Annotated in this window: 19 protein-coding genes; 10 read left to right on the plus strand and 9 right to left on the minus strand. The window is 67.0% G+C overall.

Going from position 1 to position 18,248, the window contains the following annotated elements; all coding sequences use genetic code 11:
* Position 1: 1 nt before the first annotated feature.
* Positions 2-991: an ABC transporter substrate-binding protein gene (locus ACXYX3_RS14605; RefSeq protein WP_458608015.1), complete on the minus strand. Its 990-nt coding sequence runs from the start codon at positions 989-991 to the stop codon at positions 2-4.
* A 228-nt stretch (positions 992-1,219) separates the two neighbouring features.
* On the opposite strand from ACXYX3_RS14605, the gene panD reads away from it, so the two are divergent.
* Entirely contained in the window at positions 1,220-1,627 is a 408-nt protein-coding gene (gene panD, locus ACXYX3_RS14610) for an aspartate 1-decarboxylase (RefSeq protein WP_458608016.1), read from the plus strand.
* The gene (locus ACXYX3_RS14615; protein WP_458608017.1) at positions 1,624-2,937 is read left to right on the plus strand and encodes a lysine N(6)-hydroxylase/L-ornithine N(5)-oxygenase family protein; all 1,314 of its coding nucleotides are present in this window, start codon (positions 1,624-1,626) and stop codon (positions 2,935-2,937) included. The genes panD and ACXYX3_RS14615 overlap by 4 nt, the downstream gene beginning before the upstream one ends.
* On the opposite strand, the gene ACXYX3_RS14620 is transcribed toward ACXYX3_RS14615, so the two are convergent.
* Positions 2,934-3,413, minus strand: coding sequence for a TspO/MBR family protein (locus ACXYX3_RS14620; protein ID WP_458608018.1), 480 nt, complete (start codon positions 3,411-3,413; stop codon positions 2,934-2,936). The genes ACXYX3_RS14615 and ACXYX3_RS14620 overlap by 4 nt on opposite strands.
* 40 nt (positions 3,414-3,453) lie before the next feature.
* The gene (locus ACXYX3_RS14625; protein ID WP_458608019.1) at positions 3,454-4,863 is read right to left on the minus strand and encodes a purine-cytosine permease family protein; all 1,410 of its coding nucleotides are present in this window, start codon (positions 4,861-4,863) and stop codon (positions 3,454-3,456) included.
* A 111-nt stretch (positions 4,864-4,974) separates the two neighbouring features.
* Here ACXYX3_RS14625 and ACXYX3_RS14630 point away from each other — a divergent pair, with 111 nt between their 5' ends.
* A complete protein-coding gene (locus ACXYX3_RS14630; RefSeq protein WP_458608020.1) occupies positions 4,975-6,405 on the plus strand; it encodes an MFS transporter in 1,431 nt (476 codons plus the stop codon).
* Here the strand turns inward: ACXYX3_RS14630 and ACXYX3_RS14635 are convergent.
* Complete coding sequence (locus ACXYX3_RS14635; protein WP_241206166.1) at positions 6,402-6,842, minus strand: type II toxin-antitoxin system Rv0910 family toxin; 441 nt, start codon at positions 6,840-6,842, stop codon at positions 6,402-6,404. The genes ACXYX3_RS14630 and ACXYX3_RS14635 overlap by 4 nt on opposite strands.
* A 369-nt stretch (positions 6,843-7,211) precedes the next feature.
* Here ACXYX3_RS14635 and ACXYX3_RS14640 point away from each other — a divergent pair, with 369 nt between their 5' ends.
* The 4 genes from ACXYX3_RS14640 (at position 7,212) to ACXYX3_RS14655 (ending at position 11,333) form a co-directional block, all read left to right on the plus strand.
* Entirely contained in the window at positions 7,212-8,333 is a 1,122-nt protein-coding gene (locus ACXYX3_RS14640) for an ABC transporter ATP-binding protein (protein ID WP_458608021.1), read from the plus strand.
* An 81-nt stretch (positions 8,334-8,414) separates the two neighbouring features.
* On the plus strand, positions 8,415-9,599 hold the full coding sequence (locus tag ACXYX3_RS14645; protein WP_458608022.1) for a polyamine ABC transporter substrate-binding protein: 1,185 nt from the start codon (positions 8,415-8,417) through the stop codon (positions 9,597-9,599).
* A 4-nt stretch (positions 9,600-9,603) separates the two neighbouring features.
* The gene (locus ACXYX3_RS14650; RefSeq protein ID WP_458608023.1) at positions 9,604-10,479 is read left to right on the plus strand and encodes an ABC transporter permease; all 876 of its coding nucleotides are present in this window, start codon (positions 9,604-9,606) and stop codon (positions 10,477-10,479) included.
* Positions 10,476-11,333 carry an ABC transporter permease gene (locus tag ACXYX3_RS14655; RefSeq protein ID WP_458608024.1) on the plus strand — a complete coding sequence of 286 codons (858 nt, stop codon included), beginning with the start codon at positions 10,476-10,478 and terminating at the stop codon, positions 11,331-11,333. Before ACXYX3_RS14650 ends, ACXYX3_RS14655 begins: the two co-directional genes overlap by 4 nt.
* A 2-nt stretch (positions 11,334-11,335) precedes the next feature.
* Here ACXYX3_RS14655 and ACXYX3_RS14660 read toward each other — a convergent pair whose 3' ends face one another.
* Together ACXYX3_RS14660 and ACXYX3_RS14665 are read right to left on the minus strand one after the other, a co-directional pair.
* Positions 11,336-11,692, minus strand: coding sequence for a hypothetical protein (locus ACXYX3_RS14660; protein WP_458608025.1), 357 nt, complete (start codon positions 11,690-11,692; stop codon positions 11,336-11,338).
* Positions 11,693-11,710: 18 nt separating this feature from the next.
* On the minus strand, positions 11,711-12,577 hold the full coding sequence (locus tag ACXYX3_RS14665; protein WP_241206160.1) for an EamA family transporter: 867 nt from the start codon (positions 12,575-12,577) through the stop codon (positions 11,711-11,713).
* Between the two features lie 175 nt (positions 12,578-12,752).
* Between ACXYX3_RS14665 and ACXYX3_RS14670 the strand changes: the two genes are divergently transcribed.
* Entirely contained in the window at positions 12,753-14,018 is a 1,266-nt protein-coding gene (locus ACXYX3_RS14670) for an HNH endonuclease signature motif containing protein (RefSeq protein ID WP_458608026.1), read from the plus strand.
* Between the two features lie 66 nt (positions 14,019-14,084).
* Positions 14,085-14,450: a DUF1330 domain-containing protein gene (locus ACXYX3_RS14675; RefSeq protein WP_458608027.1), complete on the plus strand. Its 366-nt coding sequence runs from the start codon at positions 14,085-14,087 to the stop codon at positions 14,448-14,450.
* 16 nt (positions 14,451-14,466) lie between these two features.
* On the opposite strand, the gene ACXYX3_RS14680 is transcribed toward ACXYX3_RS14675, so the two are convergent.
* The gene (locus ACXYX3_RS14680) at positions 14,467-15,858 is read right to left on the minus strand and encodes an MFS transporter (protein ID WP_458608028.1); all 1,392 of its coding nucleotides are present in this window, start codon (positions 15,856-15,858) and stop codon (positions 14,467-14,469) included.
* Positions 15,855-17,096, minus strand: a complete 1,242-nt coding sequence (locus ACXYX3_RS14685; protein ID WP_458608029.1) for an FAD-dependent monooxygenase — start codon at positions 17,094-17,096, stop codon at positions 15,855-15,857. The genes ACXYX3_RS14680 and ACXYX3_RS14685 overlap by 4 nt, the downstream gene beginning before the upstream one ends.
* Before the next feature lie 83 nt (positions 17,097-17,179).
* Here ACXYX3_RS14685 and ACXYX3_RS14690 point away from each other — a divergent pair, with 83 nt between their 5' ends.
* Complete coding sequence (locus ACXYX3_RS14690) at positions 17,180-17,770, plus strand: TetR-like C-terminal domain-containing protein (RefSeq protein WP_458608030.1); 591 nt, start codon at positions 17,180-17,182, stop codon at positions 17,768-17,770.
* Between the two features lie 6 nt (positions 17,771-17,776).
* Here ACXYX3_RS14690 and ACXYX3_RS14695 read toward each other — a convergent pair whose 3' ends face one another.
* Positions 17,777-18,247: a ribose-5-phosphate isomerase gene (locus tag ACXYX3_RS14695; protein WP_241206154.1), complete on the minus strand. Its 471-nt coding sequence runs from the start codon at positions 18,245-18,247 to the stop codon at positions 17,777-17,779.
* Position 18,248 lies beyond the last annotated feature (1 nt).

Consider the following 18,248-nt stretch of genomic DNA (forward strand, 5'->3'; position numbering starts at 1 on the left):
GTCAGGCGTTGGCGAGGTCGGCGACCGGCCGCCCTGCCAGCGCATTGGCCAGCTGCGGGGTGAGCACGTCGAGTGCGTACAACAGTGCCTGAGGGCCGCTGTAGGTGAGCGCACCGCTGAGGTTCGACTCGAAGGTGGTGTAGAGCGTGCGCCCGTCCCGCACCACGCCCAGCCGAGCGAACGCCGGCGACGCCATCATCTGCTCCCGGGTGGCACCGTTGACGAACAAGACGTCTTTGTCGAGCAGGTCGAGCCGTTCCTCGCTGATGTCACCGTCGACGTCCTGCGTCTTCAAGCCCAGGGCGGTGAACAGCGAACGGCGAGGGTCGTTCTCGGGCAGCAGGTAATGACCGCCGCTCTCCGGGCCGAAGTCGACGACCAACGTCTTGCCGTCGAACTCCGGGTGAGCAGCGCGTGCGTCGGCGATCTTGCCCCTCACCTCGGCGACCAGTTTCTCGGCCTGGTCCTTCTTCCCGAGCGCGGTGCCGGTGGTGAGCAGCTGGACGTCCCAGGGTGTCTCCTCGTCGGGGTAGTCGCCGGACTGGATCACCGTGGGCGCAATCGACGACAACCGATCGTAGGTCTGCCGGTCGATGGTCTCGTAGATCGCGAAGATCACGTCGGGCTTCTGTGCGGCGATCGCTTCGAAGTCGATGGTGTCGGCGCCCCAGGTGGTGACACCCTTGCCGTCGGTCGCCGCCTGAACCCACGGGTAGCCGTTGTACTCGGTGAAGAACTCCCGTGTGCTGACGGGGATCACCCCGAAAGGCAGGACGAAGTCCTGATCGGTCCAGCCGACGGTCACCACCCGCTGGGGATCGGCGGGAACCTTCGTCTCGCCGAACTTGTGGGCGATCGTCACGGTCTGCGCCTGCGGCGCCTGGGTCGACGACGATCCACACCCCACCAGCGCGGCGACGAGCAGCAACGCTGCCAGTACGGTCGCGCCGGCGCGCCCTCTGTGACGCTGACGATGTTGCTGCTCGGTCACGCTGGTTTCCCCTTCGTTCGGTATGGCTGGCGCGTGCAGATTAGCTTAGGCTCGGTTAACTTTCTAGCGCCCGCCAGAGCCGATCACGCCGATCACGCCAGTGCTCCACTGTCGCCCTCGTTGGCTACCAACATCTTTGACACGACGGCCGAGGGCGACGTAGAGCTTGCACGACACTAAACATAGGCTAGCCTTATCTATCGGCCAGCGGTGACGGATGGAGGCGGCATGCTGCGCACAATGCTCGGAGGCAAGATCCACAGGGCGACGGTCACCCAGGCCGACCTGCACTACGTGGGATCGATCACGATCGATGCGGATCTGATGTCGGCGGCAGGGATTGTCGACGGCGAACAGGTGCACGTCGTCGACGTCACCTCGGGCGCGCGACTGGTCACCTACGCGATAACCGGCCACGCCGGCTCGGGAGTCATCGGAATCAACGGCGCGGCAGCACATCTGGTTTCACCCGGCAACCTGGTGATCATCATGTCCTTCGTCGGCGTGCCGCAGTCGGACCTGGCGCGTCACCGCAGCGCGGTCGTCCACGTCGACGCCGCCAACCGCATCGTCGGCTTGGGGACGGACCCGTCGGAGCCCGTTCCCGGCGCGCTCGATCAGATGGCAGGAGCATGATGACGACATTCGGCAGACACTCGGGCTCCGAGCAGGTACTCGACCTCGTGGGTGTCGGCTTCGGCCCGTCCAACCTCGCGTTGGCGATCGCCGTGCGCGAGCACAACGACACCTCGACCGCGCCGGTGACGGCCCAGTTCGTGGAGGCCAAATCGGAGTTCGGTTGGCACACCGGCATGTTGATCCCCGGTGCGACCATGCAGATCTCGTTTCTGAAAGATCTCGCCACTCAGCGCAACCCGACCAGTGAGTTCACCTTCTTGAACTACCTGACCGACCGGGGACGTCTGACCGAGTTCATCAACTACAAGACGTTCTTCCCGACGCGCGTCGAGTTCCACGACTACCTGCGCTGGGCGGCAGACAAGGTCGCGGCCCCGGTGTACTACGGCTCACGAGTCACCGGAGTGCGCGATGTCGGCGAGTACTTCGAGATCGAGGTGACGGGCGCCCATGCCGGTACGCTGCGGGCGCGCAACGTGGTGATCGCCGGTGGACTGCAACCCCAACTTCCTCCCGATGTCACCCCGTCGGCACGAAAGATCCACAACCACAACTTCCTCCACGATCTCGACCGCTTGCCGACCAGACGCCACAACCGGTTCGTCGTCGTGGGCGCCGGACAGAGCGCAGCCGAGGTGTGCGCCTACCTCCATGATCTCGACGCCGTCGAGGTGCACGGGGTTTTCGCCAAATACGGCTACAGCCCCGCGGACGACAGCCCGTTCGCCAACCGAGTCTTCGATCCGGACGCCGTCGATGACTTCTACAGCGCCAGTCCGCCCATTCGCCGTCAACTGCTCGACTACCACCGCAGCACCAACTACTCCGCGGTCGACATGCCGCTCATCGAGGATCTCTACGCCCGCGAGTACGCCGAGCGGGTCACCGGCGAACGACGGCTGTACCTGCGGGGCGCGTCCAGCGTGTGCGGAACCGACGAACACGATGACGGCATCTCCGTGGACATCCGCCACCACCCAACCGGCTCGATCCACCGAATCGATTGCGACGCAGTGATCTACGCGACGGGATTCACCCCCGCCGCACTCGGCGCCATCCTCGGCCCGCTGCACGCCGACCTGGTCTACACCGACGGGCGCCCCGCGGTGACGCGGGACTATCGGCTCGTCACCGAGCCGTCCACCGCGGGCGGACTCTACGTGCAGGGGAACACGGAGCACACCCACGGACTGACCTCGTCGCTGCTGTCGAACATCGCGATTCGTAGCGGCGAGATCCTGGCGTCGATCGGCGCGTCCCGGACAGCACCGGCCCACCGACCAACCGTGGAACTGAGCCGCCCCTAACGGTTGAGTTGCCAGATGCGGCTCGACAACGCCGTCGCGAAGGCGCACCACAGAGGGTAGGGGGCGAGCGCCGCCCCGGCCGCCGGCTGCACCGCCGCGGCACGGCGAGTCAGATCGGTGCTGCTGACGGCCAATGCCGCGGCCGCCACCGCGGCGGTGCCGAGCCGGCGCTGATTGAAGAAGATCCAGCTCCACCCGGTGTTGAGCACGAGATTGGCCGCCAGCGCACGGGTGTAGGAGCGCGCTTCGTCATGCCTGCCCTGCTCCTCGAGGGTGTCGATCGTCGACGCCGACACCACCGCGATGTCGGTGTAGAGGATCGGCCACACGATCGGGAACGCCTGAGCCGGGGGTTGAAAGGACGGCTTCTTCAGGCGCGTGTACCACGGCGATTGAGCGGGCCTGCTGGCCAGCCCGCCGACGACAGCGGTGGCGAGCGCAGCACCGGCGGTCTTGGCAAGAGTCTTCGAGGGCATCTCGGTCAATCCTTCCTGGCGGCGGCTACTGCACCCGACGCTACCGAAACCGGCGGCTGCGGCCCGTGACGATTCGGTAGCCGCCGTAGAGCACGGCCGCCGCTGCGGCGTTCACGAAATAGGCGATGTCGGCCCCGTGCCAGGCTGTCGCGATCGGCCCCTGGATCAGCGTGGTGTTCATGAAGGGCACCGCGATCAGATAGGCCAGGAGGAACACGATCAACGCGGCGGCCGCGTCGCGCCGGTTCGTGGACTCCTCGGACGGGTCGACGATGTCGCGCCCAGCCATCCGGATCCGCCAGTCGATCACCAGCACCACGACGAACGCCGGAATCCAGTAGCTGACGAGCAGGAGCACATCGGTGAAGCGTTGCGCGGTATCGGCGGCGTGGAGCCAGAGGATCAGGGCGAAGGCGAGGACGGTGACGATCACCGCGGAAACCGGTCTACGCACCCGGACCCCGACGGTCTGCAGGGCGAGCGACCCGCTGTAATCGTTCATCACCCCGGAGCCGATGGACGCGATCGCGATCACCAGCAGCGCCAGGGCGCCCAGCACGCCACCGCCCATCACCGAGCGCACCCCCACGGCGGTCTGCTCACCCACCAGCTCGGCCGCCGCGATCCCGATGCCCTGTACGAACGAGTACGCCAGCAGCAGACCCGCCGCGGTGAACGCGAACACCTTGGCCCGGGAGACGTCGGCGGGCAGGTAACGACTGAAATCGGCGGCGTAGGTCGCCCAGGACACCGCCAGGCTGAACGCGATCGTCACTTCGAGCACGAAGACCGCGATCAGGTCCGGCCCCGCCGCCGTGGCCGGTGCCACGATGTCATGGCCGCCGATCAGCTTGACGGTGAACACGACGAACGTCACGAACAGCACCACCGTCAGGACGGCTTGCAGTCGGTGGATCAACTCGTAGCCGAACACACCCACCACGCCCTGGACACCCAGCACGATCAGCACCGCGGCCCAGAACGGGATCCCGAGCAGAACCGACAACGCCTCGCCCCCGAACAACCCCACCAGGGCATCCCATGCGATCGACGAGATCCACTGCAGCGCAGCAGGAACCACCACAGTTCCGCCGAAGGCCATGCGGGCGTTGGGCAGCTGACCGGCACCGGTTCGCGGCCCCCAGGTCGACAGGTATCCGACCACCAGGGAGCCGAGGAGGGTGCCGATCAGCATCGCGAGCATGCCCAGCCAGAACCCGAGGCCCAGCGCGATCGCCAACGTGCCGGTGAAGACGGCCGTCATGTTCACCTGCGGTGCGAACCACACCGTGAAGAGGCGGCCGGGACCGCCGTAACGCTGATCGGTCGGAATGGGCGCGATGCCGTGCGTCTCCACCGACAGATCGCCGGCGCCCGTCGGTCGATGGCCGGTGAAGACCGACCCGGTCAGAGCGGCGGATCGGACCTGCGGCGAGCTTCCCTGAGCCATAGCCACATTCGATCACGGACGCCGGCCCCCCACCGGCCCCGGGTTACCGGCCCGGCCGAACGGGAGTCCATAATCGATCGAAATCGAGATGTCCTAACGATCGGAGTGGGCGTGGCACACAGCAGGCCCCGCCTCCTCGTCATCGGCCTCAGCGTCGTGGTCCTCACCGTCGCCGTGCTGCAGACCGCGGTGGTGCCGGTGCTGGGCGTGATCGCCGACCAACTCGATGCATCGACGGTCGCAGTCAGCTGGGTCGTGACCGCCAACCTCCTCGCGGCGGCAGCGGCCACACCGCTGATCGGCCGTCTCGCCGACCTGCACCGCAAGAAGCACGTGCTGTTGGCGGTGCTGGCCGTGGTCCTCGCCGGCTCCCTGCTGGCAGCGACGACGACGTCGCTGCCGCTGCTCGTGCTCGCGCGGGTCCTGCAGGCCGCCTCGTTCGCGCTGTATCCGGTCAGCATCGCGATCCTGCGCGAGGAACTGCCCGAAGCTCGCATCGGCTCTGCGATGGCCGTGCTGTCGGGGACGTTGGGGTTCGGTGGTGGTGCAGGTCTTGTCGTGGTGGGTCTGCTGATGAGCGGGGACGCCGGGTACCACCGGGTGTTCTGGCTGACGACCGGATTCACCGTGGTCGTGCTGGCGATCGTGATCGCTGTCGTGCCGAACCGGCCGCGCTCTGCGGCGGGCAGGATCGATTGGATCGGCGCGCTCGGGCTCGCGACGGGCCTGTCGGCGGTGTTGCTGTCCATCACGCAAGGCCATTCGTGGGGGTGGGCCTCGCCGCGGACCGTCGCCTGCGCGGCGGGCGGTGTGATCGTGCTCATCGGTTGGTGGAGGTGGGAGCGGCGGGTCAGCCAGCCGCTGGTGTCGACGCAGATGCTGGCGCGGCGCTCGATGCTGCTCACCAACGTGGCCACCGTGTTCGTCGGGATGGGTCTCTACTTCGCGTTCCTCGGCCTCACGCAGTTCGTCCAGATGCCGGACGGCCCCGGCGGTTACGGCTTCGGTGCGACCGTGCTGCAGGCCAGCGTCGTGTATCTCCTGCCCGGAGCCGTCACCGGCTTCGTCGTCGCCCTGGTCAGCGGTCGGTTCATCGACCGGTTCGGCGCGCGTCCGGTCCTGGTCGTGGCCGCGGTGGCCGGCATCGTCGGATTCGTCCTGCCCGCCTTCCTGCACTCGGCGCCCTGGCAGGTGATCATCGCCAGCGTGTTGGCCAATGGCTACATCAGCCTGGGCTACGGCGCCCTGCCCGCGCTGGTCGTCGGAGACAGCGCCGCCGGAGAGACCGGCGTTGCGACGGGGATGAACGCGATCGCACGCACCGTGGGCAGCTCGACCGCGGCCGCGGTGGTCGCGGTTCTGCTGGGTCGTACCGATGCGGCCGGCGTCCCGCTGGAGAGCAGCTTCGTCGCGATCTTCACCGCGGGCGCGGCCACCGCGCTGCTGGCGATGGTGCTCATCGCCGCGTCTCGCCCCCGGTCTCCGTCACCCGCAACCAATGCGCGTTACGAGACACAGGCGATGAACCACGAGTGGGGTTAGCCGAGTTCGGCGAGGTTGCACACCGAGCGCTTCACGTCGCCTTTGATCACCCGCGCGACGACGCTTCCGACCGGCGTGTTCAGCAGACCACCCGAGAGGTCGGCCACCACGCGAAACGACGAGCCACGTCCTTCGCCGCCGTCGCGGGGCTCGACCTGAAGGCTCAGCCCGATGCTGACGCCGCCCCGTCCGTTGCCCATGAGTTCGATCTCTTTGGGCTCGTCGTATCGCGTGACGCGCCAGTGGATGATGTTGCGGAATCCTTTGACCTTGATGAGCGAGGACACCTGGGTGTCGACGTCGATCTCGTCGGGCACGGGGCTCTTCCATCCGCCGAAGATGGTCAGCCACTCCTCGAAGCGGCTCAGGTCTGACGCCAGAGTCCAGGCCCGCTCGGGGCTCAGGTCCGAGGTCACGGATACGTCGACTGTGGCCATGAGCCCTCACTACCCCGCCGACTCACCCCGGTAAACGGCGACGAACGCCATACTCGCGCGGCACACTCATACAGATAGCGAAGTCCGCCGATCGAAAGCTCCCGGGTCAGGCGTGGATGCCCCGCGTCCCGTAACCCGAAATCTCGCCGATTCTCGCAACGGATGCCCGGTTCGGCGAAGGATTCCATTGTCGAAATGTAAATTCGTTGCGGAAACGGTTGCCAACGGCGACGCGATCCGCGAAGGTTTATAGCGGCCACGACGGCCGACGTTCGAGGAGGATCCCCGCTGACCGGCACACACACCACCGCTGCAGACCAGACGTCAGGGTCTGCGGGACGCGATGCGACCCGCGCCAAGAGCGGCCCCGTGATCGAGATAGACCACGTCACGAAGCGCTTCGGCGACTACGTCGCTGTCGCTGACGCCGACTTCACGATCGCGCAGGGCGAGTTCTTCTCCATGCTCGGGCCCTCCGGGTGCGGTAAGACGACCACGCTGCGAATGATCGCCGGATTCGAGACCCCGACAGAAGGCGCCATCCGCCTCGAGGGCCGCGACGTCTCGAAGACCCCGCCGAACAAGCGCAACGTCAACACCGTCTTCCAGCACTACGCGCTGTTCCCGCACATGACGGTGTGGGACAACGTCGCCTACGGACCGCGCAGCGCCAAGAAGGACAAGCAGGAAGTCCGCAAGCGCGTCGACGAACTCCTCGAGATAGTGCGGCTGACCGACTTCGCCGAACGCAAACCCGCCCAACTGTCGGGCGGGCAGCAACAGCGCGTCGCACTCGCGCGAGCACTGGTGAACTACCCGAGCGCCCTGCTGCTCGACGAGCCCCTGGGCGCCCTCGACCTCAAACTGCGCCACGCCATGCAGTTCGAGTTGAAGCGAATCCAGCGCGAAGTCGGCATCACCTTCATCTACGTCACCCACGACCAGGAAGAAGCGCTGACGATGAGTGACCGCATCGCGGTCATGAACGCCGGCAACGTCGACCAGATCGGCTCCCCGACCGAGATCTACGACCGCCCCTCGACGGTTTTCGTGGCGAGCTTCATCGGCCAGGCCAACCTGTGGTCGGGCCGCCAGACGGGCCGCGTCAACCGCGACTACGTCGAGATCGACGTCCTCGGCTCCACGCTCAAGGCTCGTCCCGGCGACACCACGATCGAACCCGGTGGCCACGCCACACTGATGGTGCGCCCGGAACGCGTACGGGTCAGCATGGACGCCCCCACCGGCGACGCCGTCGGCGTCCGCGCGACGGTGACCGATCTGACGTTCCAGGGTCCGGTGGTGCGGCTCTCGCTCGCCGCGCCCGACGAATCCACGGTGATCGCCCACGTGGGGCCCGAGCAGGATCTGCCGATGCTGCGCCCCGGCGACGAGGTCTACGTGGGATGGGCACCCGATGCGTCGCTGGTGCTGCCCGGTGCCGGCACCCCGACGACCGAAGATCTCGAGGAGATGCTCGACGACTCCTGATCGTCCCCGCGGCCCGACGCCTGCGTTTCGACCCTCCCCTCTCTGGACCCTCTCTGGACCCGACGAAAGGTACGCCTCGCCATGTCCCCCGAGTTCGATCCCCGCCTGCTTGCCCGACTGACCGCCAACCGCACCTCGCGGCGCCGATTCATCGGTGGCAGTGCGGCCGCTGCCGCCGCCCTGGGCCTGGGCTCCTCCGTGCTGGCCGCCTGCGGTGGATCCGACAGCAACACCGCCAGTTCCGGCAGTCAGGACAGCGGCCCCGCCAGTGGCACGCTGCGCATCTCGAACTGGCCGCTGTACATGGCGGACGGTTTCGTCGCGGCGTTCCAGACCGCCTCGGGCATCACGGTGGATTACAAGGAAGACTTCAACGACAACGAGCAGTGGTTCGCCAAGGTCAAAGAGCCGCTCTCGCGCAAGCAGGACATCGGAGCCGATCTGGCGGTGCCCACGACGTTCATGGCGGTGCGGTTGCACCAACTCGGCTGGCTCAACGACATCAGCGACGAAGGCGTGCCGAACAAGAAGAACATCCGGCCCGATCTCCTCGAGGCCAGTGTCGACCCGGGCCGCAAGTACAGCGCCCCCTACATGTCCGGGCTCGTCGGGTTGGCCTACAACCGCGCCGCCACCGGCCGGGACATCACGTCCATCAACGACCTCTGGGATCCGGCGTTCAAGGGCCGCGTCAGCCTGTTCTCCGATTCGCAGGATGCGCTGGGCATGATCATGCTCTCGCAAGGCAATTCGCCGGAGAACCCGTCCACCGAGACCGTGCAGAAGGCGATCGATCTGGTGCGCGAGCAAAACGACAAGGGACAGATCCGGCGCTTCACCGGAAACGACTACGCCGACGACTTGGCAGCGGGCAACATCGCTGTGGCGCAGGCGTATTCGGGTGATGTGGTGCAGCTGCAGGCCGACAATCCCGACCTGCAGTTCGTCGTTCCCGAGTCCGGGGCGACCACCTTCGTCGACACGATGGTGATCCCCTACACCACGCAGAACCAGAAGGCCGCCGAAGCCTGGATCAACTACATCTACGACCGGGCCAATTACGCCAAGCTGGTCGCATTCGTCCAGTACGTCCCGGTGCTGTCGGACATGACCGAGGAGCTCGAGAAGGTCGACCCCGCGGCGGCGAAGAACCCGTTGATCAACCCGTCCAAGGAGACGCTGGCCAAATCGAAGGGCTGGGCTCCGCTGACCGACGAGCAGACGCAGGAGTACAACACCGCCTACGCCGCCGTCACCGGCGGCTGAGCCGATGGCCGGTGTAGCCAGCAGCAGCAGGCAGCGGAGCAGGATCGCTCCGTATCTCATGGTGTTGCCCGCGCTCGTGTATCTCGCGGTGTTCTTCGTGGTGCCGTTCTTCTCCCTGGCGCGCACGTCGCTGTCGACGACCGGCGGCTCGGTGTTCATGCCGACGCTCGAGTTCGCCTGGAACTTCGGCAATTTCACCGATGCCTTCGTGCTCTACAAGAACCAGATCTTCCGGTCCTTCGGGTACGCCTTCGCGGCCACGATCCTGTGTCTGCTGCTGGCGTTCCCGCTGGCCTACGTCATCGCGTTCAAGGCAGGCCGCTACAAGAACCTGCTGCTGGGCCTGGTGATCCTGCCGTTCTTCGTGACGTTCCTGATTCGGACGATCGCGTGGAAGACGATCCTGGCCGACGAAGGCTGGGTGGTCAGCGCGCTCGGCGCGGTGGGTCTGCTGCCCGACGAAGGACGACTGCTGTCGACGAGTTGGGCGGTGATCGGTGGCCTGACCTACAACTGGATCATCTTCATGATCCTGCCGCTCTACGTCAGCCTGGAGAAGATCGACCCGCGGCTGATCGAGGCGTCGAAGGACTTGTACTCCTCGGCCGGGCGCAGCTTCGGCAAGGTCATCCTGCCGCTGTCGATGCCGGGTGTGCTGGCGGGCAGCATGCTCGTCTTCATCCCCGCAGTCGGTGACTTCATCAACGCCGACTATCTGGGCAGCACGCAGACCACGATGATCGGCAACGTCATCCAGAAACAGTTTCTCGTGGTCAAGGACTACCCGGCGGCGGCGGCACTGAGCCTCGGCCTGATGCTGCTGATCCTGGTCGGCGTATTGCTCTACACCCGGGCGCTGGGGACGGAGGACCTGGTATGACGACCCAGGCCGGCGCCGCGGTCGCCACCGCGGCGCAACAGACTCCCACCGCCAAAAAGGTGAAAGCACGGCGCAACGTCGGCGACCTACTGCTGCGCATCGCGGCCGGTCTGGTGCTGCTGTACCTGTTCCTGCCGATCTTCGTGATCATCCTGTTCTCGTTCAACAAGCCGGCGGGCAAGTTCAACTACAGCTGGGAAGGTTTCACGCTGGAGAACTGGGCGCACCCGTTCAAGTATCCGCCGCTGACCGAAGCGCTCAAGCTGAGTCTGAACGTGGCCGCGGTCTCGACGGCCGTCGCGCTGGTCCTGGGTACGCTCGTCGCGATCGCCCTGGTGCGGCAACGCTGGCGGGGCCAGGGCGCCGTCGACACGTTCCTGGTGCTGCCGCTGACCGCTCCCGAGGTCGTGATGGGCGCGGCGCTGCTGACGCTGTTCCTCGACCTGGGGTGGGCGGCAGGTTACACCACGATCCTGCTGTCGCACATCGCTTTCGAGGTCAGCTTCATCGCGATGACGGTGCGTGCCAGGGTGCGCGGCTTCGACTGGACTCTCGAGGACGCGTCGCTGGATCTGGGCGCGGGCCCTGCCCGCACGTTCTTCAAGGTGACGCTGCCGCTGATCGTGCCCGGCATCGTCGCCGCGGCGATGCTGTCGTTCGCGCTGTCGCTCGACGACTTCATCATCACCTACTTCGTCAGCGGCTCGACGGTCACCTATCCGCTGTATGTCAACGCGGCGGTCAAGGCTGCGGTGCCTCCCCAGATCAATGTGCTGGCCACCGCGATTCTGCTGATCAGTCTTGCGTTGCTGGCGCTCGGCACCCTGTTCCGGCGCAATCGCACGGAGGTCTGAGTTCAGCTCGCGTCGAGCCGCACCCGTACCGTCACGCGGCCACGCTCATCCCGCTGGGCCACCGCGTGACCGGTGCGGTCCGCACCCTCGAATGCGGCCAGCGTGATGGGCCCACCGCCGTCGGTGAAGTTGCGCCACCAGGTCTTCTGGTCGGGCGTCATCACGCGGATGACGACCTCGTCGCCGGAACGCTGGTAGTTGACCGGGGTTTCGAACGTCTGGTGCGAACGCCGCCCGGTGTAGCGGATCACCACCATGCTGCGCCGCACCATCGGACCGATCACCGGCGCGTGGATCAGACGAGCCGCACCGGCGTTGATGAAGCCCACCACGGGTGAGCCGAAGATTCCTCTGCCCATGGCTGACACGGTAATCGCTCAGCCGACCTCCAGAGGAACAGGTTGCGTGCGGGCCCCGGACCGCGCAGCGCCGGCGCCGGCGGCGACCACGAACGCGATGCCGACGACGGCCGGCGGACCCGGCACCTGGTGCAGGATCACCAGCCCGACCAGCATCGCCAATGCCGGCTCCAGGCTCATCAGGGTGCCGAAGGCCGCGGTGGTGAGGCGCCGCAGCGCCAACAACTCGAGGGCGAAGGGCACCACAGGGAGCAGGATGGCCAACCCGAGACCCAGCAGCAGGATGCCGCCATCCATTCTGGGGATCACGGCGGGCCCGACGACTGCGGTGGCGAACAACGCCGCGACCGGCATGGACACCGCCAGGCCCGCGATGCCGGCGACCTCGTCGCCCACCATCTGGGTGAGCACGATGTAGCCGGCCCAGCACACGGCGGAGCCGAGAGCGAACGCGACACCCACCTGATCGACGGTTCCGCTCCAGGGCTCGGTCAGCAGCACGACGCCGACCGCCGCGAGACCAGGCCACAGCACGCGTCCGCGGCCGCGGCCGCGAGCCACCGCGACCGACAGCGGGCCGAGGAATTCGAGCGCGCTGGCCGTCCCGAGTGGGATGCGAGCGACAGCAGCCATGAACAGCAGGGTGATCCCGGCGGTGACGACGCCGAGGATCACGCACATGAGGAAGGACCGGCGAGTGAATGCGGTCCAGCGGGGCCGCACCAGGATGAGCAGGAGCACACCGGCCCACATGAGCCGCAGCCACGCGACACCCTCGACGCCGATGTCGTCGATCAACGTCACGGCGAGCGCCAGGCCCAGCTGCACGCAGGCCATCGCGCCGACCGCCATCATGGCGCCCGTCCGTGCCCGTTCCACTGTCATTCCTGCATTGAACGGGACCTCGACCGTTGCGGTCCACGCGATATTCGCGGACACACCGTTCGGCTTCTCCGGACGGTCTGCGGCATTATCCCCAGAGCCGCATTCATCCCCAGGCGGGCTCGATGGGGCGCCGGGGCCGCCCGTCGATGTCGGAGGGGGCGGGCACTTTGTGGTCATGGCCCCGGTCAGTTCTCTCGCCATCGATGAACGGTTGTCGGTGCTGCATGAGGAGTTGGCGGAGCTGACGGGCCAACGCAACGCGATCGATGCACGAATCGTGGAGATCGCCGCGGAGATAGACCGGGATGAGCTGTGGGCCGCTGCGGGAGCTCGTTCGACGGCGAACTGGGTGGCGTGGAAGGCAGGGGTGTCGCCGTCGCGGGCGCAGGCGATCGCCGCGATCGCCCACCGTTACGACGAATTCCCCTCCTGTATCGAGGGTTTGGCGCAGGGCCGGTTCTCTGTCGATCAGGTCGGGGTGATCGCCCAACACGGCTTGCCCGGCTCGGACGAGCACTTCGCCGTCATGGCCGAGTGCGCGACTGTCACCCAGCTGCGTACGGCGCTGAAAATGCAACCCAAACCCACTCCGGAACCTCAGCCCGATCCTGACGAGGACGAACCTGCGCCCGTCGGGGAACCCGGGCCCCAGGTGTCGATCACCTCGCGCAGCGACGACCAGTACACGTATTGGCAGATCACACTCCCCCACGTCGAGAACGCGGCGTTCGAAGCCGCCCTGGGCTCCCACCGGGACGCGCTCGTGGCGGAGTGGAGTGCCGGCGATCCGGACGGGCGGAAACCGATCCCCGGCGCCGCGGCGGCGTTCCTGCGGTTGATCGACGCGAGCTGGGATGCCGAAGCTGCGGCCCGCCCGCATGGCCAACGAACCACTGTGGTCGTGCACGTCGATGTCGACACCCGCCTGAGTGCCCTGCACCTGGGACCTGTTCTGCCCGACAGTGATCGCCGTTATCTGACTTGCGACGCGACGTGCGAGGTGTGGTTTCACCGCGACGGACAGGTGATCGAAGCGAGCCGATCCACCCGCACGGTGAACCGGCGGCTGCGCCGTGCGCTGGAGCATCGCGATCGCTGCTGTGTGGTGCCCGGGTGCGGGGCCACCCGGGCCCTGCACGCCCATCACCTGGTGCACTGGGAGGACGGCGGCCCCACCGAGCTGTGGAACCTGGCGCTGGTCTGTCCCTATCACCACCGGGCTCACCACCGCGGCCTGATCACGATCACCGGCCCCGCCGACCAACTCGTCGTCACCGACGCCGCCGGCCGCGCCCTGACCTCGGCATCGCTGGCCCGGCCACCCACAGCGCCGCCCCCGCACGTCGCCCCGTGCCTCGGCGCCACGGGAGAGCGCGCGCAGTGGTGGTGGTACCAGCCCTACGAACCCCGACCACCGGGCGAACGGCGGCCGGGCGAATGACGGCGTGTCGAATCTGTCGGTACCCCCACCTAGTGTTTCCGCGTGGGGGCAGACAGAGGAGACGCAATGATCACGCTCGACAGTTCGGCACTGGCTTCGTATCTGGAGGAGGACGGCGGTCCCGTGGTCATGCTGAATCTGTTGCGCTTCAAACCCGACGGGGGCAGGGAGACCTATCTGGAGTACATCGCCCAGTTCGAAAGCACTGGCGTGCAAGCGCGATACGCCGTCGAGGTGCTTTATGCCGGAGCCGGCGGAGTCGCTCTGGCCGCCGAACCGGGCCAGGACTGGGACATGATCCTGCTCGTGCGCTACCCGAGCCGTCAGCACTTCATCGACATGATCAACGACCCCGATTACCAGCGCTTCGAGCATCTACGCGAGGACGCGTTGGTCGAGGCGGTCCTGCAGGCCACCACACCGGTCGCGTAAGCACCGGGAACCCTCGTCACGATGCGGCCCGGGCTCCGCGACCGCGCGCGAGCACGGTCGCCGGCAGCGCGGCGAGCGCGAGCAGCACTCCTGCCGCCGAGACGTACACGTGGACGCCCGTCGCCGTGCTGACCGGGGCACCGGAGACCACTGCATCAGGAATTCGTGTCGCTTCGAGAGCCTCGGCGCCCACGATGGTCACCAGCACCGAGCCCACCGCCACCACGACGGACACCAATCCTGCGACCGTGGCCTTGCTGTCTTCAGCGGCGCTTTTCATGGCCACCGTGTACCCGGCGGCCCCGATCGCACCCGCCGCCACCCCCATCAGCGCACCGCAGACTAGTGCCACAGGCAGTGCCGACACACCCACCGTCATCGCCACGGTCGCCACCGCCCCGACCGCGACGCCGCCCAGCAGCACGAATTCGGAACCGACACGAAGGGCCAGCCATCCGGCGCCCACGCCTCCGACCGCGATTCCGAGGTTCGCGACGGCGAACAGCGCGGCGACCGCCTCCCCGGAACCGAGGCCGTACCCGAGGCCTCGCTCGGCAGGAACGTAAGCGATCACACCCATCAGCTGCAGCATGGATCGGAAGGCCCCGGCTGCCAACAGCAAAACCACGAGGGTGAGCACGAGACGACGGCTCACCACTCGCAGATCGATGATCGGATCAGAGCTCCGCGACGAACGAAAACACCATGCGGCCAACGCAACGCCGCCCGCGACCACCAGCCAGACCATCTCAAGCGACAACTGGCCGGCGTCGGCGCCGACGCTGACCGAGGCCAACACAGCGCTCAGCCCGCCACCGAGAAGAAGCGCCCCGACGACATCGAGGCGAGCTCGGCTGCGTACTGACGATTCCGGGACGAGCACGCGTACGCCCAGTGCGGACACCGCCGCGAGTACTGCTGCGACGACGAAGACGCTGCGAGGACCGAAGTCGTCGATGATCGGTTTCATCACCACCGGCTCGACGATTCCCACCACCGACGAGGCGGACGTCACGATCCCCACCATGACGGTCGCCACCCGCGATGAGCACACCTTCAGCACGAGAGCCACGGACAAGAAGACGACGGCAAATGCGGCGCCCTGCAGAAAACGGCCCATCAGAAACACCCACAGGCTCGTCGCTGCGACACAGATGAGCGCTCCCCCACAAGCCAGCGCGAGGGTGAAGACCAGCACCTTGCGCCTGCCGTGTATGTCGGCAGCCCTCGCCAGCAGCGGCGACCACACGGCGCCGGCCAGCAGCGCGCTTGTGGTCAACCAGGCCGCCTCGTCGGTGTCGAAGCGATCGAGCAGCTGCGGGATGACCATCATCGGCGATCCCACGACGACATCGGCCACCACATTGGCGAGGACCAGGATCACGGCCCACCCGACGATTCGACTCATCGACAAGCGTTGCGCTGCACAGTCTCTGAGCGACAGCGCAGGTCATGGTCGGCCAGCGCGAGGCCCGTCGCCGCCGTGCGCAGCGGCGCTTGGAGCAGCCCCAGCAGACCGAGTCGCTGCAGCCACGGCACGGCCCACAGTTTCACGTTGCGGCGCAGGAGCTGGCCGCGGGTGAGGACCAGAACCGTCCCGTCGGCGCGAAGCGCCAGATCCTGATTGCTCGTCACGTAATCGCGCATGCGGCGCTCGTAAGCGGTGTAGGCGTCCTGCGACCGCTCGTGCGCGCACAGCTCACTGGCCAGCACGTAGGCACCCGCTATCGCGATACTGGTGCCCTGCCCGGACAGGAACGCCGGCGCGTACGCCGCATCTCCGACCAACGCGACTCGGCCTGAGCTCCATCGCGGCATACGTACCTGACTGACCGTGTCGAAGTAGACATCGTCTGCGTGCGCCAGCGTGTCGATGACTTCCGCTGTCCGCCAACGGTCATCGGCGAACGCCTCGCGAAGCGCTGCGATGACCGCGGCGCCGTCGCGCCGATCGACGGTTCCCGGCGCCGGGTGCATGAACGCCGCGAACGCCCGGGCGGGCGTGCCGTCGGCTTGCCGTTCGACGACCACGATACGTCCGGGATGCGAGTAGAGGTAACCGGTCCCGGGGGCGAACATGCCGGGCGGAAGATCCCAGATCGCCGCGTAGGGCCCGAGGTGACGCAGATAGCGTTCCTCGGGACCGAACGCGAGCGCGCGCACGTTCGAATGGATACCGTCCGCACCGATCACCACGTCGACGACCTCCGGTGGACGACGCTCGTAGGCCACTTCCAGCCCTCCGTCGCACTCGCGCAACCCCGTGATCGATTCGGAGAACACGTAATCGACGCGATCGGCCGTCGCACGGTGCAACACAGCGCTGAGGTCACCCCGTGGCAGTTCGACGTCGCCGTCGCCCAACGAGCTCAGCAGGCCGCCGTAGTCGAGCGTGCACAACCGCCGGCCTCGTGGGCTCAGCAAGGTCAGCGGCACGTGCCGATAGCGATGCTCCACGAGCTCCGGATGAAGGCCCATGCGGGTGATCACCTCGACAGCCGTGCCGCGCACGTCGACCGGATAACCGCTGAGGCGCAACCGATCTGCGCGTTCCACGACGGTCACTTGCCAGCCGGCCTCGGCCAACCAGAACGCCAGGACGGGCCCGGCGATGCTCGCACCGGAAATCACAGCTCTACGTGTCATGGATGCCCCACAAAGGTCGAGTGAAATAAGCTACGTTGCTGTTGCTTAATCCAGACATTAGCGGGATGCGTTAAGCTACGCAAGTGTCCTCTAAAGCTGCATCACTGCACCGGCGGCGCGGCGCCGAACTGGACGCCGCGATCCTGGACGCGGGCTGGGAACAGTTGCTCGAGGCGGGCTACACAGGCTTCACCATCGACGCGGTGGCCGCCCGAGCGGCCGCGGCGCGATCGGTGTTGTACCGCCGATGGCCGACGCGCCTGGAACTCCTGGAAGCGGTGATCCGCCGCCGCGGCGAGGTCGACGTGATCCCCGTTCCGGATACCGGGACACTGCGCGGTGACGTCGTGGCGGTGCTCACCGAGTTCAGCGACCGTCGCGCGCGCACAATGGGACTGTTCGCCGCATTGTTCGGCGCGTACTACGACGAGGCGGGCGGCTCACCGGCCACGCTGCGTGCGCTCTTCGTACCCGACGGACCGAGCATCATGGCGCAGATCGCCGAAAGAGCAGTCGCCCGAGGAGAATTGGCGGCCATGCCGGCGCCGCGCATTCTCAACCTGCCCGCCGACCTGCTCCGCCACGAACTGTTCATGACCATGACAGCGGTACCGCAGGACACCATCACCGAGATCGTCGACGACGTCTTCCTGCCGCTGGTGGCCCGGCGGTGAGCTGACTCAGCTGGTCGCCTGCGCGGGCTCGTACGAGCAGATCGCGTCCACCTTCTCGGCCGATGCGCTCTGCGGGTCGAACTCGTAGCCCAGCCAGTCCTTGGCCAGGCGGCGCGCCAGTTCGAGACCGATCACTCGCTGCCCGAAGCACAGCACCTGCGCGTTGTTCGACAGCACGGACCGCTCGACCGAGAAGCTGTCGTGCGCGGTCACCGCGCGGATACCGGGGACCTTGTTGGCGCTGATCGCGACCCCGAGGCCGGTACCGCAGACCAGCAGCGCCCGATCGGCCTTCCCGTCGGCGATCATGCGCGCTGCCGCGACCGCGACGTGCGGATAGGCCGTGCTCTCGTCTGCACCCACCCCCACATCGGTGACCTCGGCGACCCGGTCGTCGGCCTGAAGATCACTCTTGAGCGCTTCCTTGTAGTCGAAGCCGGCGTCGTCGGAGCCGACGACGATACGGAGACCTGCCATT

Source organism: Mycobacterium sp. Panama NTM2 (assembly GCF_054355555.1).